This is a genomic window from Acidiluteibacter sp., assembly GCF_055129545.1.
Genome location: NZ_JBSRUB010000027.1, coordinates 129,484 through 155,547, shown reverse-complemented (window position 1 = coordinate 155,547; position 26,064 = coordinate 129,484). Strand labels below are relative to the sequence as shown.

The 26,064-nt window shown below is 35.9% G+C and carries 28 protein-coding genes; 11 read left to right on the top strand and 17 right to left on the bottom strand.

Annotation, left to right across the window (positions count from 1 at the left end):
* Window positions 1-8: 8 nt before the first annotated feature.
* On the bottom strand, window positions 9-1,265 hold the full coding sequence (locus ACTB0X_RS14595; protein ID WP_463025788.1) for an asparagine synthetase B: 1,257 nt from the start codon (window positions 1,263-1,265) through the stop codon (window positions 9-11).
* Between the two features lie 42 nt (window positions 1,266-1,307).
* Window positions 1,308-2,858 (bottom strand): replicative DNA helicase, encoded by a 1,551-nt coding sequence (dnaB, locus tag ACTB0X_RS14590; RefSeq protein ID WP_463025787.1) that lies wholly within the window; start codon window positions 2,856-2,858, stop codon window positions 1,308-1,310.
* 119 nt (window positions 2,859-2,977) lie between these two features.
* Between dnaB and ACTB0X_RS14585 the strand changes: the two genes are divergently transcribed.
* Window positions 2,978-4,312 carry a hypothetical protein gene (locus ACTB0X_RS14585; RefSeq protein ID WP_463025786.1) on the top strand — a complete coding sequence of 445 codons (1,335 nt, stop codon included), beginning with the start codon at window positions 2,978-2,980 and terminating at the stop codon, window positions 4,310-4,312.
* 9 nt (window positions 4,313-4,321) lie between these two features.
* Here the strand turns inward: ACTB0X_RS14585 and ACTB0X_RS14580 are convergent, their stop codons facing one another.
* Entirely contained in the window at window positions 4,322-5,323 is a 1,002-nt protein-coding gene (locus ACTB0X_RS14580) for an acetyl-CoA carboxylase carboxyltransferase subunit alpha (RefSeq protein WP_463025785.1), read from the bottom strand.
* Window positions 5,324-5,428: 105 nt separating this feature from the next.
* Between ACTB0X_RS14580 and ispE the strand changes: the two genes are divergently transcribed.
* A complete protein-coding gene (ispE, locus tag ACTB0X_RS14575) occupies window positions 5,429-6,232 on the top strand; it encodes a 4-(cytidine 5'-diphospho)-2-C-methyl-D-erythritol kinase (RefSeq protein WP_463025784.1) in 804 nt (267 codons plus the stop codon).
* Between the two features lie 3 nt (window positions 6,233-6,235).
* Here ispE and ACTB0X_RS14570 read toward each other — a convergent pair whose 3' ends face one another.
* Both ACTB0X_RS14570 and tgt read right to left on the bottom strand, forming a co-directional pair.
* On the bottom strand, window positions 6,236-7,312 hold the full coding sequence (locus ACTB0X_RS14570) for an LptF/LptG family permease (protein ID WP_463025783.1): 1,077 nt from the start codon (window positions 7,310-7,312) through the stop codon (window positions 6,236-6,238).
* 1 nt (window position 7,313) lies between these two features.
* Window positions 7,314-8,444, bottom strand: a complete 1,131-nt coding sequence (gene tgt / locus ACTB0X_RS14565) for a tRNA guanosine(34) transglycosylase Tgt (RefSeq protein WP_463025782.1) — start codon at window positions 8,442-8,444, stop codon at window positions 7,314-7,316.
* Window positions 8,445-8,532: 88 nt separating this feature from the next.
* Here tgt and ACTB0X_RS14560 point away from each other — a divergent pair, with 88 nt between their 5' ends.
* The 4 genes from ACTB0X_RS14560 (at window position 8,533) to ACTB0X_RS14545 (ending at window position 11,823) form a co-directional block, all read left to right on the top strand.
* Entirely contained in the window at window positions 8,533-9,654 is a 1,122-nt protein-coding gene (locus tag ACTB0X_RS14560; RefSeq protein WP_463025781.1) for a glycosyltransferase, read from the top strand.
* Window positions 9,645-10,250, top strand: coding sequence for an RNA polymerase sigma factor (locus ACTB0X_RS14555; protein WP_463025780.1), 606 nt, complete (start codon window positions 9,645-9,647; stop codon window positions 10,248-10,250). Before ACTB0X_RS14560 ends, ACTB0X_RS14555 begins: the two co-directional genes overlap by 10 nt.
* A 22-nt stretch (window positions 10,251-10,272) precedes the next feature.
* Entirely contained in the window at window positions 10,273-10,902 is a 630-nt protein-coding gene (gene rsmG / locus ACTB0X_RS14550; RefSeq protein WP_463025779.1) for a 16S rRNA (guanine(527)-N(7))-methyltransferase RsmG, read from the top strand.
* A 75-nt stretch (window positions 10,903-10,977) separates the two neighbouring features.
* Window positions 10,978-11,823 (top strand): DUF2911 domain-containing protein, encoded by an 846-nt coding sequence (locus tag ACTB0X_RS14545; protein WP_463025778.1) that lies wholly within the window; start codon window positions 10,978-10,980, stop codon window positions 11,821-11,823.
* Window positions 11,824-11,884: 61 nt separating this feature from the next.
* Here ACTB0X_RS14545 and ACTB0X_RS14540 read toward each other — a convergent pair whose 3' ends face one another.
* The 7 genes from ACTB0X_RS14540 to ACTB0X_RS14510 all read right to left on the bottom strand — a co-directional run bounded on the left by ACTB0X_RS14540 (window position 11,885) and on the right by ACTB0X_RS14510 (window position 19,114).
* The gene (locus ACTB0X_RS14540) at window positions 11,885-12,631 is read right to left on the bottom strand and encodes a menaquinone biosynthetic enzyme MqnA/MqnD family protein (protein WP_463025777.1); all 747 of its coding nucleotides are present in this window, start codon (window positions 12,629-12,631) and stop codon (window positions 11,885-11,887) included.
* A gap of 10 nt (window positions 12,632-12,641) precedes the next feature.
* Window positions 12,642-13,430 carry an EI24 domain-containing protein gene (locus ACTB0X_RS14535; RefSeq protein ID WP_463025776.1) on the bottom strand — a complete coding sequence of 263 codons (789 nt, stop codon included), beginning with the start codon at window positions 13,428-13,430 and terminating at the stop codon, window positions 12,642-12,644.
* 20 nt (window positions 13,431-13,450) lie between these two features.
* Window positions 13,451-14,065, bottom strand: coding sequence for a hypothetical protein (locus ACTB0X_RS14530; RefSeq protein ID WP_463025775.1), 615 nt, complete (start codon window positions 14,063-14,065; stop codon window positions 13,451-13,453).
* 67 nt (window positions 14,066-14,132) lie between these two features.
* Window positions 14,133-15,812, bottom strand: a complete 1,680-nt coding sequence (locus ACTB0X_RS14525; protein ID WP_463025774.1) for an AAA family ATPase — start codon at window positions 15,810-15,812, stop codon at window positions 14,133-14,135.
* 53 nt (window positions 15,813-15,865) lie between these two features.
* Window positions 15,866-16,555: a hypothetical protein gene (locus ACTB0X_RS14520; RefSeq protein WP_463025773.1), complete on the bottom strand. Its 690-nt coding sequence runs from the start codon at window positions 16,553-16,555 to the stop codon at window positions 15,866-15,868.
* A complete protein-coding gene (locus ACTB0X_RS14515; protein WP_463025772.1) occupies window positions 16,552-17,898 on the bottom strand; it encodes a site-specific DNA-methyltransferase in 1,347 nt (448 codons plus the stop codon). Before ACTB0X_RS14515 ends, ACTB0X_RS14520 begins: the two co-directional genes overlap by 4 nt.
* A 43-nt stretch (window positions 17,899-17,941) precedes the next feature.
* Entirely contained in the window at window positions 17,942-19,114 is a 1,173-nt protein-coding gene (locus tag ACTB0X_RS14510; RefSeq protein ID WP_463025771.1) for a proline dehydrogenase family protein, read from the bottom strand.
* A gap of 144 nt (window positions 19,115-19,258) precedes the next feature.
* Here ACTB0X_RS14510 and yaaA point away from each other — a divergent pair, with 144 nt between their 5' ends.
* From yaaA to ACTB0X_RS14495, 3 genes are read left to right on the top strand one after another with little or no spacing between them, the layout of a single operon-like run.
* Entirely contained in the window at window positions 19,259-20,041 is a 783-nt protein-coding gene (yaaA, locus tag ACTB0X_RS14505) for a peroxide stress protein YaaA (RefSeq protein WP_463025770.1), read from the top strand.
* A gap of 2 nt (window positions 20,042-20,043) precedes the next feature.
* On the top strand, window positions 20,044-20,478 hold the full coding sequence (locus ACTB0X_RS14500) for a DUF2452 domain-containing protein (RefSeq protein ID WP_463025769.1): 435 nt from the start codon (window positions 20,044-20,046) through the stop codon (window positions 20,476-20,478).
* A complete protein-coding gene (locus tag ACTB0X_RS14495) occupies window positions 20,478-21,503 on the top strand; it encodes an FAD:protein FMN transferase (RefSeq protein WP_463025768.1) in 1,026 nt (341 codons plus the stop codon). The genes ACTB0X_RS14500 and ACTB0X_RS14495 overlap by 1 nt, the downstream gene beginning before the upstream one ends.
* Here ACTB0X_RS14495 and ACTB0X_RS14490 read toward each other — a convergent pair.
* The 5 genes from ACTB0X_RS14490 to ACTB0X_RS14470 all read right to left on the bottom strand — a co-directional run bounded on the left by ACTB0X_RS14490 (window position 21,500) and on the right by ACTB0X_RS14470 (window position 24,879).
* Complete coding sequence (locus tag ACTB0X_RS14490) at window positions 21,500-21,694, bottom strand: membrane or secreted protein (RefSeq protein WP_463025767.1); 195 nt, start codon at window positions 21,692-21,694, stop codon at window positions 21,500-21,502. The two genes, ACTB0X_RS14495 and ACTB0X_RS14490, sit on opposite strands and share 4 nt — an antisense overlap.
* A gap of 153 nt (window positions 21,695-21,847) precedes the next feature.
* Window positions 21,848-22,372, bottom strand: a complete 525-nt coding sequence (locus ACTB0X_RS14485; RefSeq protein ID WP_463025766.1) for a hypothetical protein — start codon at window positions 22,370-22,372, stop codon at window positions 21,848-21,850.
* 195 nt (window positions 22,373-22,567) lie between these two features.
* The gene (locus tag ACTB0X_RS14480; protein ID WP_463025765.1) at window positions 22,568-23,056 is read right to left on the bottom strand and encodes a hypothetical protein; all 489 of its coding nucleotides are present in this window, start codon (window positions 23,054-23,056) and stop codon (window positions 22,568-22,570) included.
* Window positions 23,057-23,062: 6 nt separating this feature from the next.
* A complete protein-coding gene (locus ACTB0X_RS14475; protein WP_463025764.1) occupies window positions 23,063-23,794 on the bottom strand; it encodes a GIN domain-containing protein in 732 nt (243 codons plus the stop codon).
* Window positions 23,791-24,879, bottom strand: coding sequence for an acyloxyacyl hydrolase (locus ACTB0X_RS14470; RefSeq protein ID WP_463025763.1), 1,089 nt, complete (start codon window positions 24,877-24,879; stop codon window positions 23,791-23,793). Before ACTB0X_RS14470 ends, ACTB0X_RS14475 begins: the two co-directional genes overlap by 4 nt.
* Window positions 24,880-24,968: 89 nt before the next feature.
* Here ACTB0X_RS14470 and mazG point away from each other — a divergent pair, with 89 nt between their 5' ends.
* Both mazG and ACTB0X_RS14460 read left to right on the top strand, forming a co-directional pair.
* Window positions 24,969-25,736, top strand: a complete 768-nt coding sequence (mazG, locus tag ACTB0X_RS14465) for a nucleoside triphosphate pyrophosphohydrolase (protein ID WP_463025762.1) — start codon at window positions 24,969-24,971, stop codon at window positions 25,734-25,736.
* Between the two features lie 11 nt (window positions 25,737-25,747).
* On the top strand, window positions 25,748-26,062 hold the full coding sequence (locus ACTB0X_RS14460) for a thioredoxin family protein (protein ID WP_463025761.1): 315 nt from the start codon (window positions 25,748-25,750) through the stop codon (window positions 26,060-26,062).
* Window positions 26,063-26,064: the final 2 nt, after the last annotated feature.

The following is a 26,064-nucleotide window of genomic DNA, read 5'->3' as shown; positions in this document are numbered from 1 at the left end:
ATAATGCATTAGGTTTTTTGTTTCTTTTTCTTTGCAGCTGGAAACAGTACATTATTTAAAATTAAACGATAACCTGGACTGTTGGGATGTAAATTTAAATCAGTTGGAGGGTCACCAACGAAATGCTGATAATCCTCTGGATCGTGTCCGCCATAGAAAGTCCAAGTTCCTTTGCCGTAATTACCATGAATATATCTTGCACTGTTTAGTGCCTTATTTTCTCCTAAAATCAAGATCTCAGGTTTGATAAATTGCTTGTTAAAAGCGGTGGTTTGACCCATAAATCCTTTAACAATTGAAGTGTGGTTCTGACACAACATGGTTGGTACCGGATCCCATTTAGCAGAAAACTCAAATAACGTAAAAAAGTCTAATTTTTCGGAAGTTTTACTATGAGCAGGAGTCGCATCAATATTTGAAAATTCATACTCCATAGGATTTGTACTCAAAGTAAAGTCTTTAAAAGCGAAGGTATTTTTGAAATCTAATTTAGAATTGTAATTTGGTGTGGTTCCGTCTCCATCAAACATTGGCTCACAGATGTCTAAATCCATTGCAGATAAAGCAATGTCGTAAGAGTCTGTTCCAGAGCACATCGTAAAAAGGAATCCTCCACCAGAAGTGAATTCTCTTATTTTATTAGCTACACCTAATTTTAATTGAGAGACTTTATTGAATCCTAATTTAGTAGCATTTTCTTCATTGAAACGGACTTGCTCTTTATACCACGGATAACTTCTATAATTGCCATAAAAACGACCGTATTGACCAGTAAAGTCCTCGTGATGAAGATGGAGCCAATCGTAGAGTGGTAGCTTTCCTTGTATGATTTCTTCATCATATATTATTTCGTAAGGAATTTCTGCATAAGTTAGAACTAACGTTACTGCATCGTCCCAAGGTTGCTTATTTTTTGGAGAATAAACGGCCATTTTAGGTGCTTTTTCTAATTTTATTGCATCCATATTGGCTTCAGGATTGGCAATCTCGCTCAGTATGCCATTTGCCTTAGCATCAGGAATCAGTTCAAATGATACTCCTCTTATTAGGCACTCATCCTGAATTGGTTTAGCCGATTTGATCATAAAGCTACCGCCTCTGTAATTCAGCAGCCACTGCACTTCAACATCTCTTTCGAGCACCCAGAAAGCAACTCCATAAGCTTTTAAGTGATTGCTTTGCGATTCATCCATCGGGATAAGCACATAAGAAGCTTTAATTGAAATACTAAAGAGGACTAAAAGAAGAAAAGTGATTTGTTTCATAACTACTCGCCGTTATTGGTAATCCTTAAAATTAAGGATTATTTAGAACGGTACATCATCTTCATCAAAATCATCCATCTTTGACGATCGAGTAATTGTATTGGAAGTGGTATCAAATTCATCGTTCACTGGGATCTCACCAAAAGAATTTCCGCCTGAACCTCCATCTTCACCGAAGAAGTTGTTTTCAAGATTTCCGAATTTGGCCAATTCAGCAGTAAACTTCAATTGAACATCTCCCACCGAACCATTCCTGTGCTTTGCAATTATGATATTCGCAACACCCAAAGTTGAATTTCCTGCTTCGTCTTCAGTGATGCCATAATATTCAGGTCGATTGATGAACAATACCATGTCGGCATCTTGTTCAATAGAACCGGATTCCCTCAAATCCGAAAGTTGTGGACGTCTATCTCCACCTCTTGATTCTACTGCTCTACTTAATTGAGAAAGTGCAATTACCGGAATGCTTAATTCCTTTGCAATACTTTTTAATGATCTAGATATTGTACTAATTTCTTGTTCTCGATTTCCTTTACTGTCTCCACCTGCAGTCATTAACTGCATGTAATCCACAACCAATAACTGAATGTCATGCTGAGCTTTTAACCTCCTTGCTTTGGCCCTCAATTCGAAAACAGAGATTGCCGGAGTATCATCAATGAATATCGGAGCCTCTGTAAGTCCTGCAATTTTTGTATGAATTTGGGCTAGTTCGTCATAACGTAGATTTCCATTCCTCAATTTTCCTGATGAAATCTCAGATTCTGCAGAGATTAATCGAGTAACTAGTTGTAAAGAAGACATCTCCAAGGAGAAGATAGCAATTGGCCTTTTGAAATCAACCGCAGCATTTCGACACAACGATAGTGCGAAAGAGGTCTTTCCCATTGCAGGTCGAGCAGCCAATATAATTAAATCTGAAGGTTGCCACCCGGATGTCATCTTATCCAAAACAGTAAAACCTGAAGGTGTACCAACAATATTTCCATCTTGGCTTTTTGCAGTTTCAATTTGTTTAATTGCTTGACGAACAAGGGTTGACATGTCATCCCAGTTTTTCCGGATGTTTCCTTCCGTCACACTAAAAAGACTGCTTTCTGCTTTATCCATTAAGCTAAAAACATCCGTAGTTTCATCATAAGCATCAGAGATAATCTCCGAGGAGATTCGAATTAGCTCTCTCTGAATGTATTTTTGTGCAACGATTCTTGCATGAAATTCTATGTTGGCAGAGGAGACTACTTTGTTTGTTAGCTGCGAAATATAATAAGGTCCACCTACAATTTCCAATTCTCCTCGTTGTTTTAACGTATTGGTAATTGTTAATATGTCAATCGGCTCTGATTTTTCAAATAAATGCTGTATGACACTAAATATTTTTTGATGGCTGTCTTTGTAAAAACTCTTTGGCTGAAGAATATCTATGGCAGTGTTCACTGCTTCCTTCTCTAACATCATTGCACCCAAAACAGCTTCCTCTAGTTCTACTGCTTGTGGCTGTAGTCTACCATGTTCTAAGTTAGAAAGTTGAATTGTATTTTTCGCTGTTCTTTTTCGCGATTGTTCTCTTAATTTATCTCCCGTATCCATTGGTTCAAATTTAGTAATTTAGACCAGTAACCTTCAAGAATAATAAGCGATTTTAAAATTTAGTTTTAACACAGTTCAATCGTTAAGGCTGGACGAAAAATAGAAATTTTAAACAAAACATGAACAGCAAGTTAACAAGATATAAACAACTATTGAACAAGTTATCAAGATCAAATTTAGTTCAATTTTTCATTTTTTTACTCTTAATAAGCTTTAGTAGTTGTAAAAAAGAGGAAGATAAAGTTCCTCCTATCGTCACTATAGAAACCCCTGAAAGAAATGACAATGTGGATGGAGAATTTGGGTTTATCCTAAAAGGCTCGATTGTGGATAACGAAAATATTAAGGAAATGCAGATCAAGTTGGAGCCCGAATCTCCAAATAATAATTCCAGTTATTACCGTAGAATCATCATTAATAAATCAACTCACAACTTTAATGAAGAGGTGTTGATTGTGGACGAGAACTTTATCTCAGGCTATTACAATTTGAGTGTGACTGCTTATGATGGGACGAATTTCGGTGTAGCGGGAGTTAGAATATATGTTGAGTTCGATCCAATTCAATTTTTGGGATGTCTTTTGGCTAATGAAATAAACAATCAGATTATTATAAATCGGTTTAATCCTGATGAAAGATCTATCATTTCTTATGGCACATCTCCTTTTAGCTTTGCAGGACTTGCTGTTAATAGCAGGAGAAAGTTATTCATTATTGCTGAGAAAGATCAACGCGTAATTACCGCAAGGACTAAGAGTGAGAGCACAACCGTTTGGAGTGTAACTAATCCGAATGTATTAGGAACTTATCAGTATTACTCGCTAATTACTTTTGATAATTTTTTGTATGCGTTAAGTTATAACAATGAAATAGAGGTGCTGAATAAGGATGGTGCTCGGCAGCGGATAATTTCAACTACTTATCGTCCTATTTTAATAACTAAAACTACCAATCGAATTTATACAATTGAGCAAAGCCCTTCAAATGGATATTATATGGGCATATACTATACATCTGGTGTCCAGCAAAATTTGATTCAAACAGATTTTATACCTGTAGGGATTGAGTCTCAGGAATCAGGAGATGTATATGTTATTGGTAATAAAAGTGGACTAGGTAAGTTAATGGAGTACAAAAGTCAAGCTACAGCATTTAATCTAGTTAAAAGCTTTAACTATAAGGTAATTAGTAGTTGTTATTGTGATGAAAAGTTATATTTTAACTCTACAAATGGAAACCTATATGAATTTTCAATTGGATTTAACAATGGAGTTCAACGGGCAAGTGGCATTTATGCAGATTTGATGAAATGCCATCAACCTACTAATCAAATTTATTACAATCATAATTCTCAAGGAAGTTTTGGAATTTTTGATGCAAATTCTAATTCAAAATTATACGAACAAAGCTATTTTAGTAAAGTGCTTGATATTGATTTCTTATATTCTAGATAATAATCCGAATTATTTCACCTTTACTTCAGTTGCTTTTCTTGGAGCTTTTGCCTTGGGTTCTACCACAACACCCATTTCGCAGAATTTATTGATTCGCTCTTCAATTCTTTTTTCAGAATCTAGTGCTTCTAATTTTTTTATTTGAGAAACGATTTCTTTTCTAACAGTAGCAAACATTTCTTCAGGATTTGAATGAGCCCCACCAATTGGTTCTTTAATGATTCCATCAATCAACTTATTTTTCAACATGTCTTCTGCAGTCAATTTTAGGGCTGAAGCAGCTTTTTCTTTAAAATCCCAAGTTCTCCAAAGGATAGTAGAGCAGTTTTCAGGAGAAATGACAGAATACCATGAATTTTCAAGCATCAAAACTTTGTCTCCAATTCCAATTCCTAATGCACCACCAGATGCACCTTCACCAATTACAATACAGATCACAGGTACTGTCAACTGCATCATTTCAATTAAGTTTCTTGCAATGGCTTCACCTTGACCTCTTTCTTCAGCTTCTAAGCCTGGAAATGCTCCAGGAGTATCAATTAGTGTCACGATTGGTTTACCAAACTTTTCAGCCAAGCGCATCAATCGCAATGCTTTTCTATAACCTTCAGGATTTGCCATCCCAAAGTTTCTATATTGACGCATTTTGGTATTAATTCCTTTTTGTTGGCCGATGAACATGTATGTTTTATCATCAATTTCACCGAAACCTCCAACCATAGCTTTGTCGTCCTTTACGGTCCTATCGCCATGCAATTCTAGGAAATTTCCATTGGTTAATGCTTTGATGTAGCTTAACGTGTATGGCCTCTCAGGATGTCTTGAAACCTGTACACGTTGCCAAGGAGTCAATTTGCTATAGATTTCTGTCTGAACCTCCTTTAGTTTTTTCTCTAGCGCTTTTGTTGTCTTTGAAACATCAACTTTACTTTTTTCCTCTATTTGGTTCGCTTGTTCAATTTGTTCAACAAGTTCTCTAATCGGTTCTTCAAAATCTAAATAGGTTGCCATTCTTAAAACTTAAAAATTTCTGTAAAATTACAAATAATCTTTGTGCGAATAAATCAAATCGCGCTGCCAAAGTAAATAGAATATATTTGCAAAAAAATCATTTCAATGAACTTTTTTCCCAACGCTAAAATAAATTTAGGTCTAAACATCACAGCAAGGAGGACTGACGGTTTTCATAACATCGAAAGTGTTTTTGTGCCGATTCTTTGGCAAGATGAATTAGAAATTATTGAATCGAATCAAACTTCATTTGCTTCATCGGGTATAGTTATTCCTGGAAATACAGCCGATAATTTATGTTTAAAAGCCTATTACCTTCTTAAATCAGAGTATGATTTGCCTTCAGTTCGGATTCATTTGAAGAAAAACATTCCGATTGGAGCAGGATTGGGTGGCGGATCTTCTGATGCAGCTTTTGTAATTAAGGGCCTCAATGAGTTATTTCAATTGAAATTGACCGTTTTTCAAATGCAAAATTTTGCCAGAAATTTAGGTAGTGATTGCGCTTTCTTTATTAAGAATGAGCCTGTGTTTGCATATGGGAAAGGCGATGAATTTGAAGAAATTAAATTGAATTTAGTGGGGAAGTATTTGGTGTTAGTTTATCCAAATGAGCACATTAGTACCGCTATGGCCTACAGTGGAGTTCAGCCAATATTTCCGCAATACTCATTAAAAAGCATTATTGAAATGCCAATGAAAGATTGGAGAGAGTTTATGATTAATGATTTTGAAACTTCCATTTTTAAGCAAGTGCCTCGATTACTAAAAATTAAGCAGGAGCTCTATATTGCAGGAGCCGTTTATGCTGCTATGAGTGGAAGCGGATCTACCCTTTACGGCATCTTTGATTCAATTCCTCCGGCAATTAAAATGAAAGAGGCTCAGATACACATCTGTAAATTATAGGAATTACTTTGGAGATTTTATCAGTAGGTAAACAGCAAGTAATCCGTACAATATGTTTGGAATCCAAACAGCAATCATCGGGTTAAAATTTCCGTTGGTAGCAAACGTTTCAGAAATCTGCATGAATAGAATGTAGGTAAAACTTATGGCCAAGCCGACCCCAATGTGGACACCAATTCCTCCTCTCACTTTTCTACTGGCAATTGAAACTCCAATCAGGGTAAGTATGAATGTTGCAAAAGGAGAGGCGATTCGTCCGTATTTCTCTAATTCATAATAAACTGCTTTATGAGAGCCTCTAAATTTTTCCTTTGCTATTGCATCGTTCAACTCGTAATAATCTAGCATCTCTACAGCATTTGATCGCTTATTGAAGTCATCTGGAGTAATGTTTAAGGTGGTATCTTTTGTCCACCCTTCCTTTATGACTTCAGATGTTCCATCTATGTAACGCTCGTAATAGTTTAAAATGCTCCAGCTAGCCTTAACACTATCCCATCTTGCAAAGTCCGAGATTAGTTTGTACGTCAAAACTCCGTCTTTTATAGTTTCTAGTGAGAATTTATAGCCAATGTCAGAAAAAGAATTATAGCTTTCAAAGTAGGAGTATGTGCTGTCATCCAGCTGGATATGTATGTTTTGCTCTGTATTGCTAAATGGATTTCTGATGTATTGTTCCTCAAAGGTTAAACGAACTTTGTTGGCATCTGGTATCAGAAAATTGTTCAAATAGAATGACATTGCAGCCAAAACAGTTGCTGAAATAAAATAAGGCAATAAGAATCGCTTAAAACTCACGCCACTAGATAAAATGGCGATAATCTCTGTATTTGAGGCCATTTTTGAAGTGAAAAAAATCACTGAAATGAAGACAAATAAGAAACTGAATAAGTTAGCGAAGTAGGGGATGAAATTGAGGTAATAGTCAAAAACTATCGCACGCAGAGGGGCGTCTTTTTCTATAAAATCGTCTAATTTTTCAGTGATATCAAATACCACAGCAATGGAAATAATCAATGCTATTGAAAAGAAAAAAGTCCCTAAAAACTTCTTAATGATATATCTATCTAAAATTCCCATTTTAAAGTCTTCGCTGAACTCGTTCTACCATATCTGTTTTCCAAGTTGCAAATGTACCAGCAATAATTTGTTTTCTTGCTTCTTTCACTAACCACAAATAAAAAGCAAGGTTATGCAGCGTCGCAATTTGAGAACCTAAGATTTCTTTCGATGTAATCAGGTGACGAACATACGCTTTACTGTAGGTGACATCCACATAACTGTCACCAAATTCATCAAGAGCAGAATGGTCGTTTTTCCATTTTTCGTTACGCATATTCATTGTGCCATATTTCGTAAAAAGCATTCCATTTCTTGCATTTCGCGTTGGCATCACACAATCGAACATATCAATACCCAATGCTATATTTTCTAAAATATTTGCAGGAGTTCCAACGCCCATTAGATATCGGGGTTTGTCTTCTGGTAAAATTTCGCAAACAATATTGGTCATTTCATACATTTCTTCTGCAGGTTCTCCCACAGATAATCCACCTATTGCGTTGGCAGGTCTTTCAAATGATGCAATTGTTTCAGCCGATTCTTTTCTTAAATCTTTATAGGTGCTACCTTGGACGATAGGCAAGAGGGTCTGATTATATCCGTATTTGGGTTCAGTCGTATCAAATCGATCACAACATCTTTTTAACCAACGATGCGTCATGTGCATCGATCTTTTAGCATATCTGTAATCGCAAGGGTACGGTGTACACTCGTCAAAAGCCATGATGAAATCAGCACCGATTGTTCGTTGCGTATCCATTACATTTTCAGGTGTGAAAAATAATTTCCGCCCATCAATGTGACTGGAAAATTTAACTCCCTCTTCGTTAATCTTTCTTCGTTGAGAAAGGGAATATACTTGATACCCACCGCTATCTGTTAGTATTGGGCCATTCCAATTGTTGAATTTGTGCAGCCCTCCTGCAGTTTCCAATACCTCTAATCCAGGTCGTAGAAACAAATGGTAGGTATTACCTAAAATAATTTGAGCCTTGATATCATCCTTAAGCTCATGCTGGTGCACGGCTTTTACAGTTGCTGCAGTACCCACAGGCATAAATATTGGAGTTTCAATTGTTCCGTGATCCGTTTCAATTAATCCTGCTCGTGCTTTACTATTTTGATCAGTGGTTTCTAGTGTAAACTTCATGTTGAAATGATGGTGTAAAAAGTTCGCCAAAGATACCAAAAAGCCTAGGAAAAGAACTTTACATTTGCGGCTTGTTATATTTGAACTCATGCAATCTTTAGACGTTTCTCTAATTTTCTTTTTGGTCTATGCCACTGTTGCATTGATCTACCTTATTTTATTGTTCTATTTTTTTATTCCTTTGATTAAAAAGGCTACGAAAAGTGAACAGAATGAGGCGAATAATTCTGAGAATGGGGTCTCAGTGATTGTAGTAGCCAAAAATGAGGCGAAAAATTTAGCCATTCACTTAAGAAGTATATTGGAGCAAGATTATTCCAAATTTGAAGTGATTGTTGCAAGTGATCATAGTAATGATCAAACGATAGAGGTGTTGACCGAATTCGAAAAGGAGTTTAAGCATTTAAGAATATTGGACATTCAAGATTGGCACAGTGATGGAAAAAAGGCGGCATTAACGAGGGCTGTATTTTATGCTAAGCATGAATTTTTATTGTTTACGGATGCTGATTGTGAACCTTCTTCAAATCAATGGATTCGATTAATGGCGAAGCAATATGCTGAAAATGTAGACTTTGTTTTAGGTTATGGCGCATACACTAAAACGAGTGGGTTATTAAATGCATTGATTCGATTTGATGGGGCTCAAATTGCGGTATTGAGTTTTGGTTTTGCAAAAGTTGGAATGGCTTATATGGGGGTAGGAAGAAACTTATCTTACCGTAAGTCTCTATTTATAAATTCTAAGGGTTTTACAGAGCACCTCCACCTTATGTCGGGTGACGATGATTTGTTTGTACAGGCAAATGCCACAAAAAATAATGTTGTGATATGCACTAGCTCTGAAGCAACAACTAATTCAATACCTAAAAACACATTGGGAAGTTGGTGGAAACAAAAGCTAAGACACCAAACAACTTCCAAGTTATATCAAACAAAATTTAAATTATTATTAGGGATATATACTGCTTCTAAATTTATCTTGTTCTTATTGTGGCCAATGGCATTCTTGACTTCACATTACATTGAGGTTATCTCTGTATTTGGAGTAGTGTTATTGCTCCATTTTATTATCTTTAGAAAAACATTAAGTTTAATCAATGAAAAAGGGTTGTCCTTATGGACACCTTTATTAGAAGTAATTTTACTTTTAAATACATTGTTTTTATCGGTGTTTTCAATTTTTTACCGCAGTAACAAATGGAAGTAAATAATGACCTAACAGAAAAAGGTCAACGAGACAAAAGGTTAATTCAGCAAGCATTGGGTGGTTCTCAAGCTGCTTACGGTGAACTAATGTCAAATTATAACGATTCCATTTATTTCTTAGTTTTAAAAATGGTACGCGATAAAGAAGAAGCGGAGGATCTTAAAATTGAAATTTTTGGCAAAGCCTTTTTAAAATTAGAACAATACACCACTCAATTTGCATTTAGTACTTGGTTATTCAGAATAGCGTCCAACCACTGCATCGACTTTATCCGTAAAAAAAGGATGAAAACCTATTCTATTGATCAACAAGATGAAGACTCCGAAAATGGATCATGGTCTTTGGATATTCGATCAGAAAATAAAGACCCAGAAGAAGCTTTTATCCATGAGCAAAAAATAAAATTAATGCGTTTGGAAGTCACTAAATTAAAAGAACCTTATCAAGAGTTAGTGACGCTTCGGTATTTCGAAGAGTTAAGTTACGACGAAATTGCAGAGCAACTATCGCTGCCATTGGGAACCGTAAAAGCGCAATTGTTTAGAGCGAGAGCTATGTTGAGCGAGATGCTTGAAAGTAGCCGACATTCCATTTAAAATCAAAATAGAATCCATTTTCATGAATACAGCTATCATCACTAAATACTTTCCGAATTTATCGGAGGTGCAAATTCAACAATTTTCAGATTTACAAGCATTGTACGAAGAGTGGAATGCACAGATCAATGTAATTTCACGTAAAGATTTAGATGAGCTTTATTTACGGCATATTTTACACGCGTTGGGTATAGCAAAAGTAATTCACTTTAAACCGGGTACAACACTATTGGATGTTGGCACAGGAGGTGGATTTCCCGGAATTCCTTTGGCCATTTTGTTTCCTGAATGTGAATTTTACTTGGTGGATGCCATTGGCAAAAAAATAAAGGTGGTACAAGCTGTAGCAGAAGCAATTGGTTTAACCAATTTGACTGCAGCGCATCAGCGTGCTGAAAAGGTAGAAGGGAAGTTTGATTTTATAATCAGTAGAGCAGTAACTCGCACTGCAGGCTTTATTCCTTGGGTACGTCACAAAATAAAGAAAGGAAGTTTCAATGATTTAGACAATGGATTCTTGTTCTTAAAAGGTGGAGATTTAGAGGAAGAGTTAAATGAAGTGAAGTCTAATTATCAAATTTTTGACTTAAGTGATTTTTTTGAAGAAGAATTCTTTGAAACCAAAAAGGTCGTGCACATGACCCTTTCTTAAAAAATGTGAAACGAACATAACCACTCCTTCGTGGTTGTGTACATTTGGAAACATAAACAAACAATTAATAAAACTATGAAGAAGTTATTTACACTATTATCAGCTGCTTTAATATCAGTAGCCATTTATGCACAAGATTTACCACAACCAAGCCCAAAAGCAATGGTGATGCAAAGAGTTGGTTTAACTGATGTAACCATCGAATATTCTAGACCAGGAGTTAAAGAACGTGAGATTTTTGGTGATTTATTGCCTTTCGGAGAATTGTGGAGAACAGGAGCAAATGGGGCTACTAAATTTACCGTTTCTACTGATGTAATGATTGAAGGAAAAGCGTTGAAAGCGGGTTCTTACTCTATCTTTACTATTCCTGGAGAAGCTTCTTGGAAAGTAATGTTCAACACAAATGCGACTGCAAGCACAGGTCAATATAAAGCTGAAGAAAATGCAGTTGAAATTTCTGTAAAACCAATGACTGCTGAAGCTACAGAAAGAATGATGTTTACATTTAGAGATGTAACTGATAAGTCTACAGAAGTACAATTGAACTGGGCAACTACTGCCATTAAATTCAATGTTGAAGCAGATCCATCTGTACAAGCTGAAGAAAATATTAAAGCTGAAATTGCTAAAATTGAAGGTGCATATGGTTTGTATAACAATAGTGCTCGTTACTACTATGACAATAACAAAGATTTAAAACAAGCATTAGCGTGGTCTAAAAAATCAGTTGAGATTAAAGCTCAATTTTGGAATGTTTACACCATGTCTTTGATTCAACACAAAATGGGTGACTTGAAAGGTGCTATCGCAACTGCAGAGCGTTCAAAGAAATTGGCTGAAGAAGCTAGCTACGGTGTTTATATCAAATTGAATGAAAAAAACATTGCTGAGTGGTCTAAAGAAATGAAGAAAAAGTAAGTATTGAAAAATACACAATGGAAAAGAGGAATCGAAAGGTTCCTCTTTTTTTATGTCCAATTTATAGCTCAGCTAATAATTTTAGAAATAAGTTCAACCCTTTTCTTTTCTCCTCATCGAATGAATAACTGATCGATTCAGTCAAGTATCTTTTTTGGGCTGATTTATTAATAATGTCAATGTTTCCAAACTCTATGGCTTCATCAATGTGATCGATGCCATTCGAGCAAGCTGCATTAAATTCTGCGATGTAATCGGCAGGAATTTCTTTATTGGCCACCCAAGCTGCAAATACAAATGGAAGTGCGGTCATCTTGTACCACTCTTCAGATAAATCGTATACATACGGATATTTATCCTCCAATGAAAAAGTTCGATCTCCTATGATTACCGCTGCCTCTCTTGAATCAATGTTATTCTCAAACCCTTCTGTCGCTTGTTCAAATCGAGGAGCAACGTGCCAGTGATTTTTACACAACACTTTACAAAGATTAACCGAAGTCCGAGACTGGTAATCTAACTTGATTTTAGTGACTTCATCAATTGGATAGTGGCTGTATAGGTTAACCGAATGAACTTTGTTAATGGCCCCAATGCAGAAATCTGAAATAATGTGACTCTCTTTCAGTTGTGGGATGATGGCAACAGGAACTAAACCTAAATCTACTTCTCCGGCCAATAGTTTGCGTGCGCACTCAGATGGAATATCTCTGCTGATAATGCTATTGGTTTTGATGTATTCCGACTGTTCTATTCCGTAGGCAAAAGGAAGGGTATTGAGGTAAGAAACGGCAGAGATTTTAATCATTAAAATTCTTTTATTGTGGCAATTGAGAAATGTAAACTTTTTTATGAATGGCTAATGTAGCACCAACTGTGCTCACAATGGCAAAAAATCCTGCAAGAATAAGCCCAATAAATGGAATCAACAAGAGAATTACATACGGCAAACCGATGCCAATAGATAACGTTTTGTTTTGTTGAACGAAACGAACACTTTGTCCATAGTTCAGTTGTTTGCTTTCAAGTCCGTAATCAAGAAAAGAAAAACCATAGAAATAACTAGATACACCAAACAGTAGGATTGGAGAAAGCCAACCTAAAACAGGGATAAATCCAATAATTAACAGCGCTACTGTAATAACCAATTGGTATAAAAAGTTTCGAATAGCCATTGAAAGTCCTCTCAATATGTCATTTAAGAATTGACCCATTTGAAAAGGAATTTTAGTGCCTGTTATTTTTTCAGTTGTATTTGCAGCCACTAACGATAGAATAGGAGAGAGGAGCAACAAAACCACATAACCGCCAACGTAGGCAAAAGCAATGAAGAAAAATATCCGAAGGATAATCCATAATGTCACCGCCAATACGCCAGTCAAAATTTCTGAATTGTACCAAGCTTCCGGGTTTTCAGCTACAAATGATTTTAAAAATTCGATGGTGGTATCAGTTAAATAGGAAACACCCGTAAATCCTAACAGAAACAAGGCAATGTGCATCACAATTGGCCACAAAAAGTAGCGGTACATTTTGTGCGTATTGATGTATGCAAGCGCTTCAGAATAACTAGAGAATGCTGTTTTTATGGCTGTGAAAAATCGCATAGTTTAAAATTAAAGAAATTCTAGAATTTCTCAATTAAGTCAGGCTTTAAACTATTCAAAATAGAGATGTCATCATAAATTTCTTCAAACTTATTTAATTCATGTTTACCCATGTCAAATATACTTTCTCCCTCTTCCCATTGATTATACAAAGGGCTTGTGTCATATTTTTCAGGCCCTTTGTCTTTCGTAGGGTTACTCTCCGGATACCTGAGTGTTAGATGAATATTGGATGGAGTGTAATTTTTAAAGAATATTGGAAAAGGACTTAAGTCGGTCTCAATATAGTATTTATTGATTAGATGATCTAATTTGATGTTATTGTACTTGTCTGAAATATATGGAATTAGATTGTTAATATTGTGCTTACCAGGGTTTATATACTCAAGTGCAATCCCTTTTATATAAAGCTCAAATCCATGGTAAAAATTATAAATGACTGGGATACCTATGTTTGAGGAATTCCACTTTGAGTTTTCTTTGTATCTAGTCGCCGCATTTTCTTTTTGATATATTCCACCATAGCTATTGTTTGTTTCTATCATCGCTTCAATGGAGGCGGAAACAAGATTCCAGTATGTTGAACTTAAGCCTAAAAAGTTCAATTTTCTATCTATCATTTTTTCAGACTCCATTTTATATAATTTGATTTTATCAAAGACGTTACAAAATTATCGTTACGAAAATTTCGTAATGGTTTCATTACACCACAAAAGCCAAAGCCAATTTAATGTCATCATAAGTGACTTTTCCATCAAGGGCATCATAAATTCTCTTCGTACTGATGGGTTCACCTTTCGGTTGCATTTTGTAGGCTATCTCTACTTTATCGCAAATCAACTTTTTGGGTTTGTATTGACTGAAGTTGAAGTCGGGATTTTCTTTTTTCAATCGAATCAAATGCCCAGCAACAGTTCCAGTGGTCATTCCTCGTTCTTCGGCAATTTCTTTTAACGACATCGCTTGGCGCATATATTCCAAGGTCACTTCATAAGTCGATTCTTTTTTGCCTTTTTTCTTTTCTTTGATTTTCTTCTTTTGTCGTTCTATGTCGTTGGCATTAGAAAGTCCACCACAGCTTTTAATGAAAACAATCGCTTCTTTTTCTAATTCTGGAGTGGTGTGCTGCATTTCAGCTTGAGCTGATAATTCTTGGAATCGTAAATCTGCTTTAAAAGCTAAACTATCTACTTCCAGGGCCATTTCATTGAAGCCAACCAATTTCAAATGGTCCAATTTTTTTAATCGCGACAGGCCCACATAGCCTTGGCCTCTTTCGAATGTTTTGGATAAATCAATTTCTGCCGCATCCAACGTCATCCCTTGACATTTATGAATGGTAATCGCCCAAGCCAAGCGCAATGGAATTTGATTGAAACTAGCCAATACTTTGCCTTTTTCATCTTGAACTCCCCAACTTTCTTGATGCGCATAAACCGTTCTGCCATCGTATAATTTCACAGATGGAATGTTTTCGTCGTTGAAACCAATTACCGTTCCCATCGAGCCATTGACATAGCCTTTCTCATTGTTGTTTTTTACAAACATCACTTTGGCGCCAATCTTTAGCTCCAACTCTTCATTCGCTAAAACGGAGTTTTTAAGGGTCATCAACAACTTCTCATTTCCTTTGGTTTCTGCAGTAAATGTTTTCTTTCTGCTGCTTAACTTTTCTAAATGATCGCGGTTGATGCTGTCTACATCATAATTGTGGGTGTACAATTTAGTGGGCTCTATTTCTTCAGAAAAAGAAGTGTGTTCTGCTGCCATCAATGCGGCTTTACTTTGCTGTGAGATTTGACACGCTCTGATTTCGTTCAAAATCTGATTCAATTCTCCGCCTTCTTGTCTGTATTGTTCCGTTAAATATGCAATGTTAAAGTTGGCTTCTACCCAAGCTTCAGACATAAACGCAAACTTCTCACTGCTTCGTTCTCCTTGATTTCCAATCGGAGGAAGCTGAAAGAAGTCACCACAAAGCACCACTTGAATTCCTCCAAATGGTTTTTCGTTGCCTTGAAAGTATTGCAATACTCTATTGACTAGGTTCAGTTGAGTTTTGTGCAGCATCGATATTTCATCGATAATCAGCACATTCGTCTTTTCAAGGTGATCTCTTAAATATTTTTTGTCTTTCATACTCGCCAACTGATTGTTGGTGAGGTGTTCTTTCACACCAATTCCTGCCCAAGAGTGAATGGTCATTCCATTCATATGGGTGGCTGCTATACCGGTAGAAGCAGTTGTCGCTACTGTTATTTTTCGCTCTTTTAGGTACTTGATGTATTGATTGAGAATATACGTTTTACCTGTACCTGCGGAACCAGTTAAGAATACATTTTTTCCTGATTTTAGAAGCGCTAACGCTTTTTCTTGCAGCATAATAAGGTTTTTTGGATTGACGAAGATAATGAAAAAGGAAAGAACTGAACGAATTAAAGTGCCTTCAAAAAGGGAATGATTGAGTCCATAGGTTTGGCTTCTTTTGCTAAGCTACAGGTCCAAAATTGACGTTGACCGTAACTCCACTTTTTTAGAAAATTGGGCTTTTGATTAACCTGCTGAATCAAGGTTGGTTTGTCTATCCAACCAATTAAAAAAGTATCGTTGAGGTAGCGAAAACATGCCAAGCGATCATAAATTTCTTGAACGGAGTCTGTTGATTTAATCGAAGGTTGTTGTTGCAGCCACAAGTCTTTTGCAGCTCTTCTCTGATTAAAAAACAATTGAATATGTACATCACTTTTCAAATCCTCTATCGTTTCTTCTCCTCGTCGGATGAGTTTGATGTCACGCTGACAAATGGCCGATTCAATGGTTCTGTCTTGGTCGGGAACTAATGAAGTTTTCAATTCGATTTCTACGGATTGTGATTTTCCTTGATAGATAAAATCCACATCCATATTACTTTTTCGATTCAGCTTATTGGTTGAAGAAAATTGAATGTCGTGTGTTTCAAACCAAGTTCTGACTGCGATTTCACCAACATAACCTCTGATTTTACTATCCAAAGCCACATTAAGTGATCGATTTCTCAAGTTGTCAATAAAAAGCTGTTGTTGCGCTTGGGCTATGGCTTCATAGACTTGCTGCTCGGTAACTGCTATTTTATTGGCTTCTATCATGCTTTGAAACTCGCTTTATAATACTGCAAGATATTATTTTCTAACCCTTTAATTGGCTTTCCATTTTTATTGGTGTAGCCTTCCATCACCTTTTTACTGCGCTGATAAGTCACTTCCTCGCAAATTTTATTTTCATTGTTGGTGATCAACGTACATTGGCGCTGACCTCCATCTGCTTTATTCTTAAGCATTGTAGCGTGTAAACTTGTTCCGCTACCTGCGAAGAAATCGAGGAGGTGCAATGACTTTTTGTGTGCAAATAAATCCAGTACAAATTCGATTAGCGCTGTTGGTTTTGGATAGGAAAAAATGTCCTGATTCAAGATATTTTTCAATTCTGAACTTCCAGTTGAGTTCGAAAACTCAATCAATGCTCTATGAGGAATTAGGCGTTGTCTTTTTTTGTTTTTGTTGTCGACGAATTGGTATTGTTTAATGTAAACTTTCCACTTTTCTTTCTGCTGCTTGAAAACGATGTAGTCATTTTCAATTCCCCATTCGAATTTCTCTTTTCCCCACCGCCAAGTATTGGGTTTACCAAATGCACCACCCGACCACATTTCAGTTCCGTCAGGAGCAGTAATCGCATAATCCAAACTTGTGCTATAGCTACCTTTATAATCTAAATCACGCAAGTAAAATTTACCACGGTGTTTAATGTGTTCGTCTTTCAGTTTGTATTTTGGATCGTTTTCAGCGCCTGCATCTTCTTTGCTGAAGGTCAAATTCTCGATCTGTTTGGCATAGCACAACACATAGTCATATTCTACAGCAATTTGTTTGCTATCGTGTCCAGATCCTGATTTGTTTTTTCGAACTAAATTGGCTACAAAGTTCTGACTTCCAAAAATCTCATCGCACAATAACTTTAATCGAGCATGTTCAGCATCATCTATGGAAATAAAAATGGCGCCATCGTTTTTCAGTAATTGATGCGCGATCTCCAAGCGTTTTGCCATGAATGAAATCCACTTGGAGTGTCTGTAATCGTCTTCTTGATCTACGTAATGATCGTTGTACTTGAAGTCTTTATTTCCTGTGTTATATGGAGGATCAATGTAAATAAGGTCGAAAGATTCTTCTTTATTTTTTAAGCAGGTTAAGCCGTGCAGATTGTCTCCTTCAATTAATCGGTGGGAAATACCAGTGGTGCCTATTTTCCTCTTTTTGATTTCTTTTAAATCCGTTTTTTTCGAGGCCAACTCTTTTTCTATAGCTTCTTCTTTCGCTTCGTAGATCAGTCCACTTTTGGACGCTACTTCAAGTCGCTGAATGAGTGCTTTTTTTTCGTCGTCAGTAAACGAGTCAGCACGTTTTATTTTTTCGATTAACGAATCTTTCATTCAAGCGAAGATAACAAAAGGGAAATAGAAATGAATGGAGAAATTAGTTGGCTTCTCTAGCTCTGCGATCCAATTCTTCTTGAATCAATCGCAATTCTCGTCCAGTTTGACCAGCTATGGAAGTGTTTTCGTCTGCTCTTCGAATCAAGTAAGGCATTACTTCTGAAACTGGTCCATAAGGCACATATTTAGCCACGTTGTAATCCTTTTTAGATAAGTTGAAACTGATGTGATCACTCATTCCCAATAATTGAGAGAAGAATAAGCGTTTGTCGTCTCTATTTATGTCTTTAGCGTCAATTAGTTCAGTTAGTAATTGCGAGCTTGCTTCATTGTGGGTGCCACAACAAATGGCAATTTTATCCAAGTGCTCTACACAAAACGTGATTGCTAAATTATAGTCTGTATCTGTAGCTACTTTGTCAGGCTGAATAGGGGATGGATACCCTTTTTTTGCCGCTCGTTCCCGCTCTTTTTCCATGTATGCTCCTCTAACAACCTTCATTCCGATGTAAAAACTTTCATCTACCGATTGCTTGTACAATTGTTTCAAATAGTCTAATCTGTCGTGTCGGTACATCTGTGCAGTATTGTAAACCACTGCTCCCTCTCTATTGTATCGGTGCATCATAATTAATGCAATTTCATCGATTGCGTTTTGGATCCAGCTTTCTTCTGCATCAATCATCAATGGAATACCTCCATTGAACGCATTTTGACAAATAATATCGATTCTATTTCTACCTTTTTGGTAGTCCAATGTTTCTTGTTCCGACAACTCTTCGTTGGCGCTAACTTTTTCCAACACATCAAAAGGCATTAATGCAGTTACTTTAAAAACACAAAAAGGCACATTTGCATCTTTTTTTGCTCGCTCAATAGAAGCTACAGCTTTCCCCATAGAAAGGTCAAAATCTTCATCTGTTTCTTTTCCTTCAGCTGAATAATCAAGGATCGTTTTTACATTAAATTGAGATAACTCTTGAATTCTAGCTTCACAATCTTCAATGCTTTCTCCTCCACAGAATTGCTCAAAGACAGTAACTTTTACCATTCCTTTTACGGGTAATTTTAGGAATAAAGCCAGTTTTAATAAAGGGGCACCAATTTTAGTTAGCCAGTTAACGCCCATTAACTTAAAAAGCCAAAACGCTTTTTTTAGCTGAGCATTACTTTTATTCTCGAATGCAATTTTTGTATTGTTAAATGTTACCATTTTGCTTAAAATAATGGGGCAAATGTAGGCAAATCGAAATCATATATTTTCTCATCAAAGGGATAAAAATCTTAACCTATTTTCTGGGATGTCTAGAACAATTTAGGATCACTTTGGTTAAATTTGAAGTAAATATAAATTTCTATGATTCACATTATTTCTCCAGCAAAGTCATTGGACTTTGAAACAAAACCTCCATTTGATATTCATTCCGAAAGTGTTTTTCAAAATGAGTCGGAACAGATTATGAAGAAACTCAGTGCTCAATCTAAAAAGAAATTGAAGGATTTAATGAGTATCAGCGACAATTTAGCGGAGTTGAACTATGAAAGAAATCAAATTTGGGAGTTTCCATCAGCTGTGAATGAGCAAGCCAAACAAGCTGTGCTTGCTTTTACAGGTGATGTTTATATAGGAATGGACGCTACTAATTTTTCAAAAACTGATTTGGAATACGCCCAAGAGCATTTGCGCATTTTGTCGGGGTTGTATGGATTGCTGCGTCCTTTGGATTTAATTCTTCCTTATCGATTAGAAATGGGGACGGATTTAAAAATCGGAACCAAAAAGAATTTATATGATTTCTGGGGCAATAAAATCACAAAATCCATCAATGAATCACTGAAAGGTCACCAAGAGAAAGTGTTGGTGAATTTGGCTTCCAATGAGTACTTTAAAGCGGTAAAATCAAAAGAAGTGGACGGCGAAATTATTAGCCCTGAGTTTAAAGATGAAAAAAATGGGAAATTGAAAATCATTTCATTTTATGCAAAAAAAGCAAGAGGAATGATGAGTAATTACATCATAAAAAATAAAATTGCTCACGCAGAAGATTTGAAAGGGTTTGATTACGAAGGGTACAGATTCAATCAAGAATTGTCTACTTCAGATAAACCTGTATTTACGAGAGCAGAAAACTGGAAATAAAGATGAGCGAGAGAAGGACACACAATCCAATAGACAAAGATAAAATCACAGAGACACCGAGCACGCTACCTTATGCGCACAATGTGAGTTCGGCAGTCATCTTTCCGGATGATAAAGAGCGAATCAAGTCGACGGCTATGTCAGCGATGGCAGAGCAAACGAATACGCAGATGAAGCAGATTTATGATCAAATGGAATTGTTGATCAAGCAAGCCAATAAATTAAAAAGTAGAGTAGAAATATCTGAGCAGATTTATAAATCGGAGATGGGGTTTAAACCCATCGTGGGACATACTTACTTTTTCTACAAAAGAGAATCCGGTAAAGATTTGTTGTCCATGATTGCACCCGACCAATGGGGAAGAATGGGAGGCTTTAAAACCTTTGTGGCAAAAGCAAAATTACTTTCAGACCACACTTGGGAAATTTTAGATTAATGAAGAAAATACTATTCGTAGCTTTTGCGATACTATCGATTGTTGGGTGTAACCAACCTGAAGAGAAAGAAAGTTCATCCGATAATTCACTTGTATATTTAGAAGGGGAAGCGCAAGGAACCACTTATCACATCAAATATTTGGATGCTCAAAAACGAGACTTCAAAGTCCAAATGGATTCCATTCTGAAAAAGATAGATGAATCGATGAGCACTTATTTGCCGACTTCATTGATTAGTGAATTGAATTCGCAAAAGTTATCCGTTGAGGTAGACGATTTGTTTTTAGCGGTGTTGAATAAGTCGTTTGAAGTGCAAGAAAAAACGAATGGCGCTTTTGACGTAACGTTGGCTCCTGTGATTAATGCATGGGGATGGGGGTTTCAAAACAAAGCTAAAATAGATTCAGCGCTAATTGACAGTTTGATGCAATTTGTAGGACGAGCTCATTTTACCATTCAAGGAAATACAGTAACAAAAGACGATTCATCAGCCATGTTGGATTTTAATGCCATTGCACAAGGGTATTCAGCTGATTTGTTGGCCAATTTCTTGAAAGCGAATTCCATCACAGATTTTATGGTAGAGTTAGGTGGAGAAGTGGTGGCTAAAGGAGTGAATGAAAACAATGAGGTTTGGCGATTGGGAATTGATAAGCCAGTTGAGAATGCTGAAACTAGAGAATTGAGTGCAGTATTGTCGTTAGACGGAAAGGCATTGGCAACTTCAGGAAACTACCGTAAATTTTATGAAGAAGATGGGATTAAGTATTCTCACACCATTAATCCTGAAAATGGATATCCAGTTCGTCACAGTTTGTTGAGTGCATCAGTTGTGGCCGACGATGCTATGACAGCAGATGCGTATGCCACCTGCTTTATGGTGATGGGATTGGAAAAATCCATCGAGTTTTTGAAAAGCAATCCAGCTTTGGATGCTTTTTTAATCTATTCAGACAGCACGGGCAAATTCAAAACCTTTCAAACAAAGGGCTTAAAGTCTAAATTGGAAATGATTGAGGATTAATCGTCTGACGCTTTACATTTCTCTTCAGGGCGAGCGCCACAAACTCCACAAGAAGCGCCTTCTTCTTGCAACATTGGATTGTTGCTAGCACAAGTTCCTGCAAATTTTCCATTCTTTTTGAAGAGTAACTTTACAGCAATTCCTGCAAAACCAAGGGCTAAAAATACAACTGAAATCAAAAATACTTTCATGAGATTTTATTTTATCTGCAAATTTAAGCAAAGCTGTTTATTTGGGTAAGGAAATGAGTGTTTTTTAAGCTTATTTGGGATGGGATTTATTTTAGTTTTGATATGGAATATCCATTGATTTATGAAAACATCAGTGAACAAATAGTAAACATTTTATCCTGGAGAGTCGCACCATATTTTTATCTTATATTTTTCTATAACATCTGTTTTGTTAAATAGGAAGTAGTAGTTTATACCTGAGCAATTTATATCACTTTTAATGTTGAATTCGACAAAAGTTAAATTTTTATATTTAAGTCTTTCTGAAAATCTAATTAAATAATGGTTAGAATTAAAGTCTTTAGGGTTTTCTGTTAACTCAATTCGTTTTAATCCAGAAGTATTTTGAATTTTAACTTTTTCAAAATCTAAGCTAGTCCAAATTAATGAATCAAACCATGCAAGTTGAAGACTTTTTAATGCTATTTCAGGGTCTATTTCTTGGTAACTAGAATTATAGACATGGAGAGTTGTTCCAACTTTGTAATTGTTGTTTGAACAATCACATTCCTGTTTGAAAATACTATCTGTTTCAATTTTATTAATGTAATACTCAAGTGCTTCTATTTCATAATTGACATCCTGTCCAAGAGTTGTAATAGAGATAAAGCAAAAAAATATTATTAAAGTATTTCTCATTGGATATTTGCAATTAATTATTCTTTTTGGAGTGAGATATATAAAATTAGTACTTTCAGTTTGCAAAATGAGTAAAAGCTAGGAATTGGCTTTTAATGAATGTTTAATATAATAAAATAATCACGCAGATTTTATGGCTAATAAAAGTGAGTTTTTTTAGGATATTAATAGTTAGTTTGTTGATCTTAGGTTGGATTAATTTTTTATTTCTATGAACTTTCCATTTTTGAATTCATATGCGACTGGATCTCCAAATGTTTTTCTATAATTTTTATCCATTATATTGTCAGAAGGTGGATTTAATATCACGAGTTGACTATTAAGTTTTAATTCGATTCCTAAAGATGAATTTAAGACATCAAGTATTTCTCCTGTATGATAATCCACAACTGCAAACATTTGACACGCAGTACCACACCCCCATTTTAAATATCTGTAACAACTAAGAAATTGATTTGATTCGTCTTTAAACTGTTTTTCTAAGTCTCTTTTTAGATAATTTGGTAACTTTTTCAGATCATTCCAAATTATCGTATCAGAAATTATTCCTAGTTCACACTTCTTATTTATTTGGTAATCAGAAAAACTAAATTTATCAGAAAAGTCTTTATAAAATTCTACTTCAGTTTGACTAAACAGATTTCCATAGCTGAAGTTTAAAATAAAGAGAATGATTAGTTTCATAATTACTTACCGCTGTATATAATTCCCTTTCCCAGTCTTTGTAACCGAAAGTTCATTTGGAACACCATAAGAATAAACATCTCCATTACTTTCCAAGAATACTTCTAGTTTTTCAACCGCTCGAGTGTGAATACTTCCTGTATGAGCATTGACTACAAAACCTCTTTCTGCTACTAAATTTTCAGCTTTGATCAGTCCAACTCCACCGAGGTACAAAATAGACTGTTTACTTTTTCCAGCTGCCTTAATAACAGATGGACCGGTATGTATTTTAAGATAGCTCTCATCGCTTTCAAAGTTGAGGTTCAAATCACCGCTAGACTCCCAACAATCCACTTTAAAAATGGCAGGCTTTAATGTATTCAAACAATTGACTTCCCCCGATCCACGATATGTGATTTCATTAAATGTATTGCTAGTAACGGTTACTTTAATCTTCTTTTTGTAACTCCTTACAAAGTTGCATTTGTTCTCATTCCGTATAGAAAGCTGTCCGTTTTTTATTTCTGTAATGATATTATCAATGACTCCGCTGCCTGCTTCTACTTTAATTGACGAAATAGAATCCCAGATCAAATCCAAATCAATCCGATCGTCTAATTCTATGATTTGAAAATCTCCTGATGGTCTAAATTCACTCTTTACTGAACCTGTAGAAGTGAAGCAATCGCCCATGTGTTCTTTCTCACAAGAAAGAAGAATGACAGAAAGGAATAAGTAGAGTGCTATTTTTTTCATAAAGTATATCCTATTCCAAATTCTAAATATTCTGCTTTAAAGGCATGAGTTTTAAGAATTAAATGAGTGCTTAATTTGTTTTCAAAAGTATAAATCAATCCCAACCTTCGGTAAGAGTTTCCTTCTTCTTTGTATTTCGATTTCAAGTAAACTCCAAGTTGAAGGTACAATCCCAAACGATCAAAAGTCAATGTGTGAGAAGCACCTATCCCGATTTGCATAGCTCCAAGGTCACTATTAACGGTGTCGCCTAATGCTTCTAATTCCTTCACTAAAGCGCCACTTTGAAATAAATTTGATTCTAATCCCAATTTACTTTTGGAAGTCACTTGCTTTTCAGCAGCAATGGAAAGGATTCCTGAGAGATACTTTTTGTCCAATACAGCAGAGGTTTCACTAATGCCAAATCCTGTGCGAATGGATAATTTGATGGGGTTCACTTTTCGGTTGAATTCAGCTTTTTCAATTGGGTCGATTACTTGGATATCACCAATGTCATAAGCCAATCCAAGTCCAACTGTAGGAATATTGATACCCAAATTTGGTTTAGAAAATGCGGCATTACTGAAGTGGGTAAAAGAAATATTCGCGTGTAAATTCATTCGATCTGTCAGACTAACATAAGAGTCCATCATTAAGGTTAAAAATGAATTGATATTCGATCCAATGGCCACATTTTTAAAATTTTCAGTTTCATCAAAAGGATTGGAAATATATCCGATACCGGCCCCCATCCTAAAATCAAGATTGAAATTCACTTTTTTAATGATAGGGATAGAAATGTATGGATGAATTCCATATCCATTTCCTAAATATTGATTTAAATGAGCAGCATAAAATGCCATTCCCCATTTGGGTAGATTGTATTCGCTTTCCCAATTTTTCTCCCCTAGTGTGTTTTTTTCAAAATAGAGTTCAAAAGCAGAAATATGTTGTCTAGTAATGAACTCCATTGTTTCAGAATGGTTCAAAATAAACCCATATTGCGCTCGAGTACCAACAGTAAAGGGATATTTTTTTATCTCTTCTTGGGCGAAGAGGGTTAAAAACTGAAAAAGTACAATTAAAAGGGAAAGTTGTTTCATCAATAATAGTTGGTCCCTCAAAAGTATAAAAAATGAAGCTTAAATTTTTAATCCCATTGGAGGTGCGTATTTTTGCACAAAATTGAGTTATGGATAAACGACTAGAGGCATTTAAACGATTGCTTGACATCATGGATGACTTGAGAGAAAAGTGTCCGTGGGATAAGAAGCAAACCATGCAAACGCTTCGACACCTAACCGTAGAAGAAACCTATGAACTGGTAGATGCAATTCACGATGAGGATTATCCGGAAGTTAAAAAAGAGCTAGGTGACTTGTTTTTACACTTGGTTTTTTACTCAAAAATTGGGTCAGAAAGCCATGGTTGGGATGTGTCAGATGTATTGAATGGAATTTGTGAAAAGTTGATTCACAGACATCCACACATATATGGAGATGTAGTCGTGAAAGATGAACGGGAAGTATTAGATAATTGGGAGAAGCTAAAGTTAAAAGAAGGGAATAAGTCCGTATTGGAAGGCGTCCCTCGTTCTTTACCAGCTTTAATTAAGGCGATTCGAATTCAAGATAAAGCCCGAGGAGTTGGATTTGATTGGGAGAAGAAAGAGCAAGTTTATGAGAAAGTAGAAGAAGAGTTAGCTGAACTGAAGGTGGAGGTTGAAGCCAATTCTCCGAAAGAGAAAGTAGAGGACGAGTTAGGCGATGTATTGTTCTCAATCATTAATTATGCGCGATTCTTAGGTGTTAATCCGGAAGATGCGTTAGAAAAGACAAACAAAAAATTTATAAAACGGTTTCAGTACCTAGAAGTAGAATCGGCCAAAGATGGAAAAGTGATGGGAGAAATGACATTGGCTGAAATGGATGAATATTGGAACAAAGCAAAAACGATATAAAATTAGAAATTATGGCAGTAGAAAAAATTACCGACCAAAGTTGGGAAGAGAATGTATCAAACAAGGAAAATGTAATCATTAAGTATTATGCAGATTGGTGTGGCTCATGCAAACTGTTTGCTCCTAAATTTAAGAGACTATCTAACGACGAGAAATATGCAGACGTTTCATTTTTAGAAGTAAACGCAGAAGAGAATGAAATAGCAAGAGCAGCTGCTGGTGTAGACAATTTGCCATTTTTCGCCATTTTCAAGAATGGCAAATTAGTAGAAGGAACTGCTACGAGTAAAGAGGACGTGGTCGTTTCATTAATTGAAAAGCTGTAAAT

Bases quoted from the DNA above. Each gene is read 5' to 3' on its own strand.
- ACTB0X_RS14585 (WP_463025786.1), top strand. From the start codon at position 2,978: ATGAACAGCAAGTTAACAAGATATAAACAACTATTGAACAAGTTATCA.
- ACTB0X_RS14460 (WP_463025761.1), top strand. From the start codon at position 25,748: ATGGCAGTAGAAAAAATTACCGACCAAAGTTGGGAAGAGAATGTATCA.
- ACTB0X_RS14535 (WP_463025776.1), bottom strand. From the start codon at position 13,430: ATGCGATTTTTCACAGCCATAAAAACAGCATTCTCTAGTTATTCTGAA.
- ACTB0X_RS14570 (WP_463025783.1), bottom strand. From the start codon at position 7,312: ATGGGAATTTTAGATAGATATATCATTAAGAAGTTTTTAGGGACTTTT.
- ACTB0X_RS14510 (WP_463025771.1), bottom strand. From the start codon at position 19,114: ATGGTAACATTTAACAATACAAAAATTGCATTCGAGAATAAAAGTAAT.
- ACTB0X_RS14525 (WP_463025774.1), bottom strand. From the start codon at position 15,812: ATGCTGCAAGAAAAAGCGTTAGCGCTTCTAAAATCAGGAAAAAATGTA.
- dnaB (WP_463025787.1), bottom strand. From the start codon at position 2,858: ATGGATACGGGAGATAAATTAAGAGAACAATCGCGAAAAAGAACAGCG.
- ACTB0X_RS14540 (WP_463025777.1), bottom strand. From the start codon at position 12,631: ATGATTAAAATCTCTGCCGTTTCTTACCTCAATACCCTTCCTTTTGCC.
- yaaA (WP_463025770.1), top strand. From the start codon at position 19,259: ATGATTCACATTATTTCTCCAGCAAAGTCATTGGACTTTGAAACAAAA.
- ACTB0X_RS14475 (WP_463025764.1), bottom strand. From the start codon at position 23,794: ATGAAAAAAATAGCACTCTACTTATTCCTTTCTGTCATTCTTCTTTCT.
- ACTB0X_RS14530 (WP_463025775.1), bottom strand. From the start codon at position 14,065: ATGGAGTCTGAAAAAATGATAGATAGAAAATTGAACTTTTTAGGCTTA.
- ACTB0X_RS14555 (WP_463025780.1), top strand. From the start codon at position 9,645: ATGGAAGTAAATAATGACCTAACAGAAAAAGGTCAACGAGACAAAAGG.
- rsmG (WP_463025779.1), top strand. From the start codon at position 10,273: ATGAATACAGCTATCATCACTAAATACTTTCCGAATTTATCGGAGGTG.
- ACTB0X_RS14500 (WP_463025769.1), top strand. From the start codon at position 20,044: ATGAGCGAGAGAAGGACACACAATCCAATAGACAAAGATAAAATCACA.
- mazG (WP_463025762.1), top strand. From the start codon at position 24,969: ATGGATAAACGACTAGAGGCATTTAAACGATTGCTTGACATCATGGAT.
- tgt (WP_463025782.1), bottom strand. From the start codon at position 8,444: ATGAAGTTTACACTAGAAACCACTGATCAAAATAGTAAAGCACGAGCA.
- ACTB0X_RS14580 (WP_463025785.1), bottom strand. From the start codon at position 5,323: ATGGCAACCTATTTAGATTTTGAAGAACCGATTAGAGAACTTGTTGAA.
- ACTB0X_RS14595 (WP_463025788.1), bottom strand. From the start codon at position 1,265: ATGAAACAAATCACTTTTCTTCTTTTAGTCCTCTTTAGTATTTCAATT.
- ACTB0X_RS14515 (WP_463025772.1), bottom strand. From the start codon at position 17,898: ATGAAAGATTCGTTAATCGAAAAAATAAAACGTGCTGACTCGTTTACT.
- ACTB0X_RS14470 (WP_463025763.1), bottom strand. From the start codon at position 24,879: ATGAAACAACTTTCCCTTTTAATTGTACTTTTTCAGTTTTTAACCCTC.
- ACTB0X_RS14520 (WP_463025773.1), bottom strand. From the start codon at position 16,555: ATGATAGAAGCCAATAAAATAGCAGTTACCGAGCAGCAAGTCTATGAA.
- ACTB0X_RS14545 (WP_463025778.1), top strand. From the start codon at position 10,978: ATGAAGAAGTTATTTACACTATTATCAGCTGCTTTAATATCAGTAGCC.
- ACTB0X_RS14480 (WP_463025765.1), bottom strand. From the start codon at position 23,056: ATGAAACTAATCATTCTCTTTATTTTAAACTTCAGCTATGGAAATCTG.
- ACTB0X_RS14490 (WP_463025767.1), bottom strand. From the start codon at position 21,694: ATGAAAGTATTTTTGATTTCAGTTGTATTTTTAGCCCTTGGTTTTGCA.
- ACTB0X_RS14560 (WP_463025781.1), top strand. From the start codon at position 8,533: ATGCAATCTTTAGACGTTTCTCTAATTTTCTTTTTGGTCTATGCCACT.
- ACTB0X_RS14485 (WP_463025766.1), bottom strand. From the start codon at position 22,372: ATGAGAAATACTTTAATAATATTTTTTTGCTTTATCTCTATTACAACT.
- ispE (WP_463025784.1), top strand. From the start codon at position 5,429: ATGAACTTTTTTCCCAACGCTAAAATAAATTTAGGTCTAAACATCACA.
- ACTB0X_RS14495 (WP_463025768.1), top strand. From the start codon at position 20,478: ATGAAGAAAATACTATTCGTAGCTTTTGCGATACTATCGATTGTTGGG.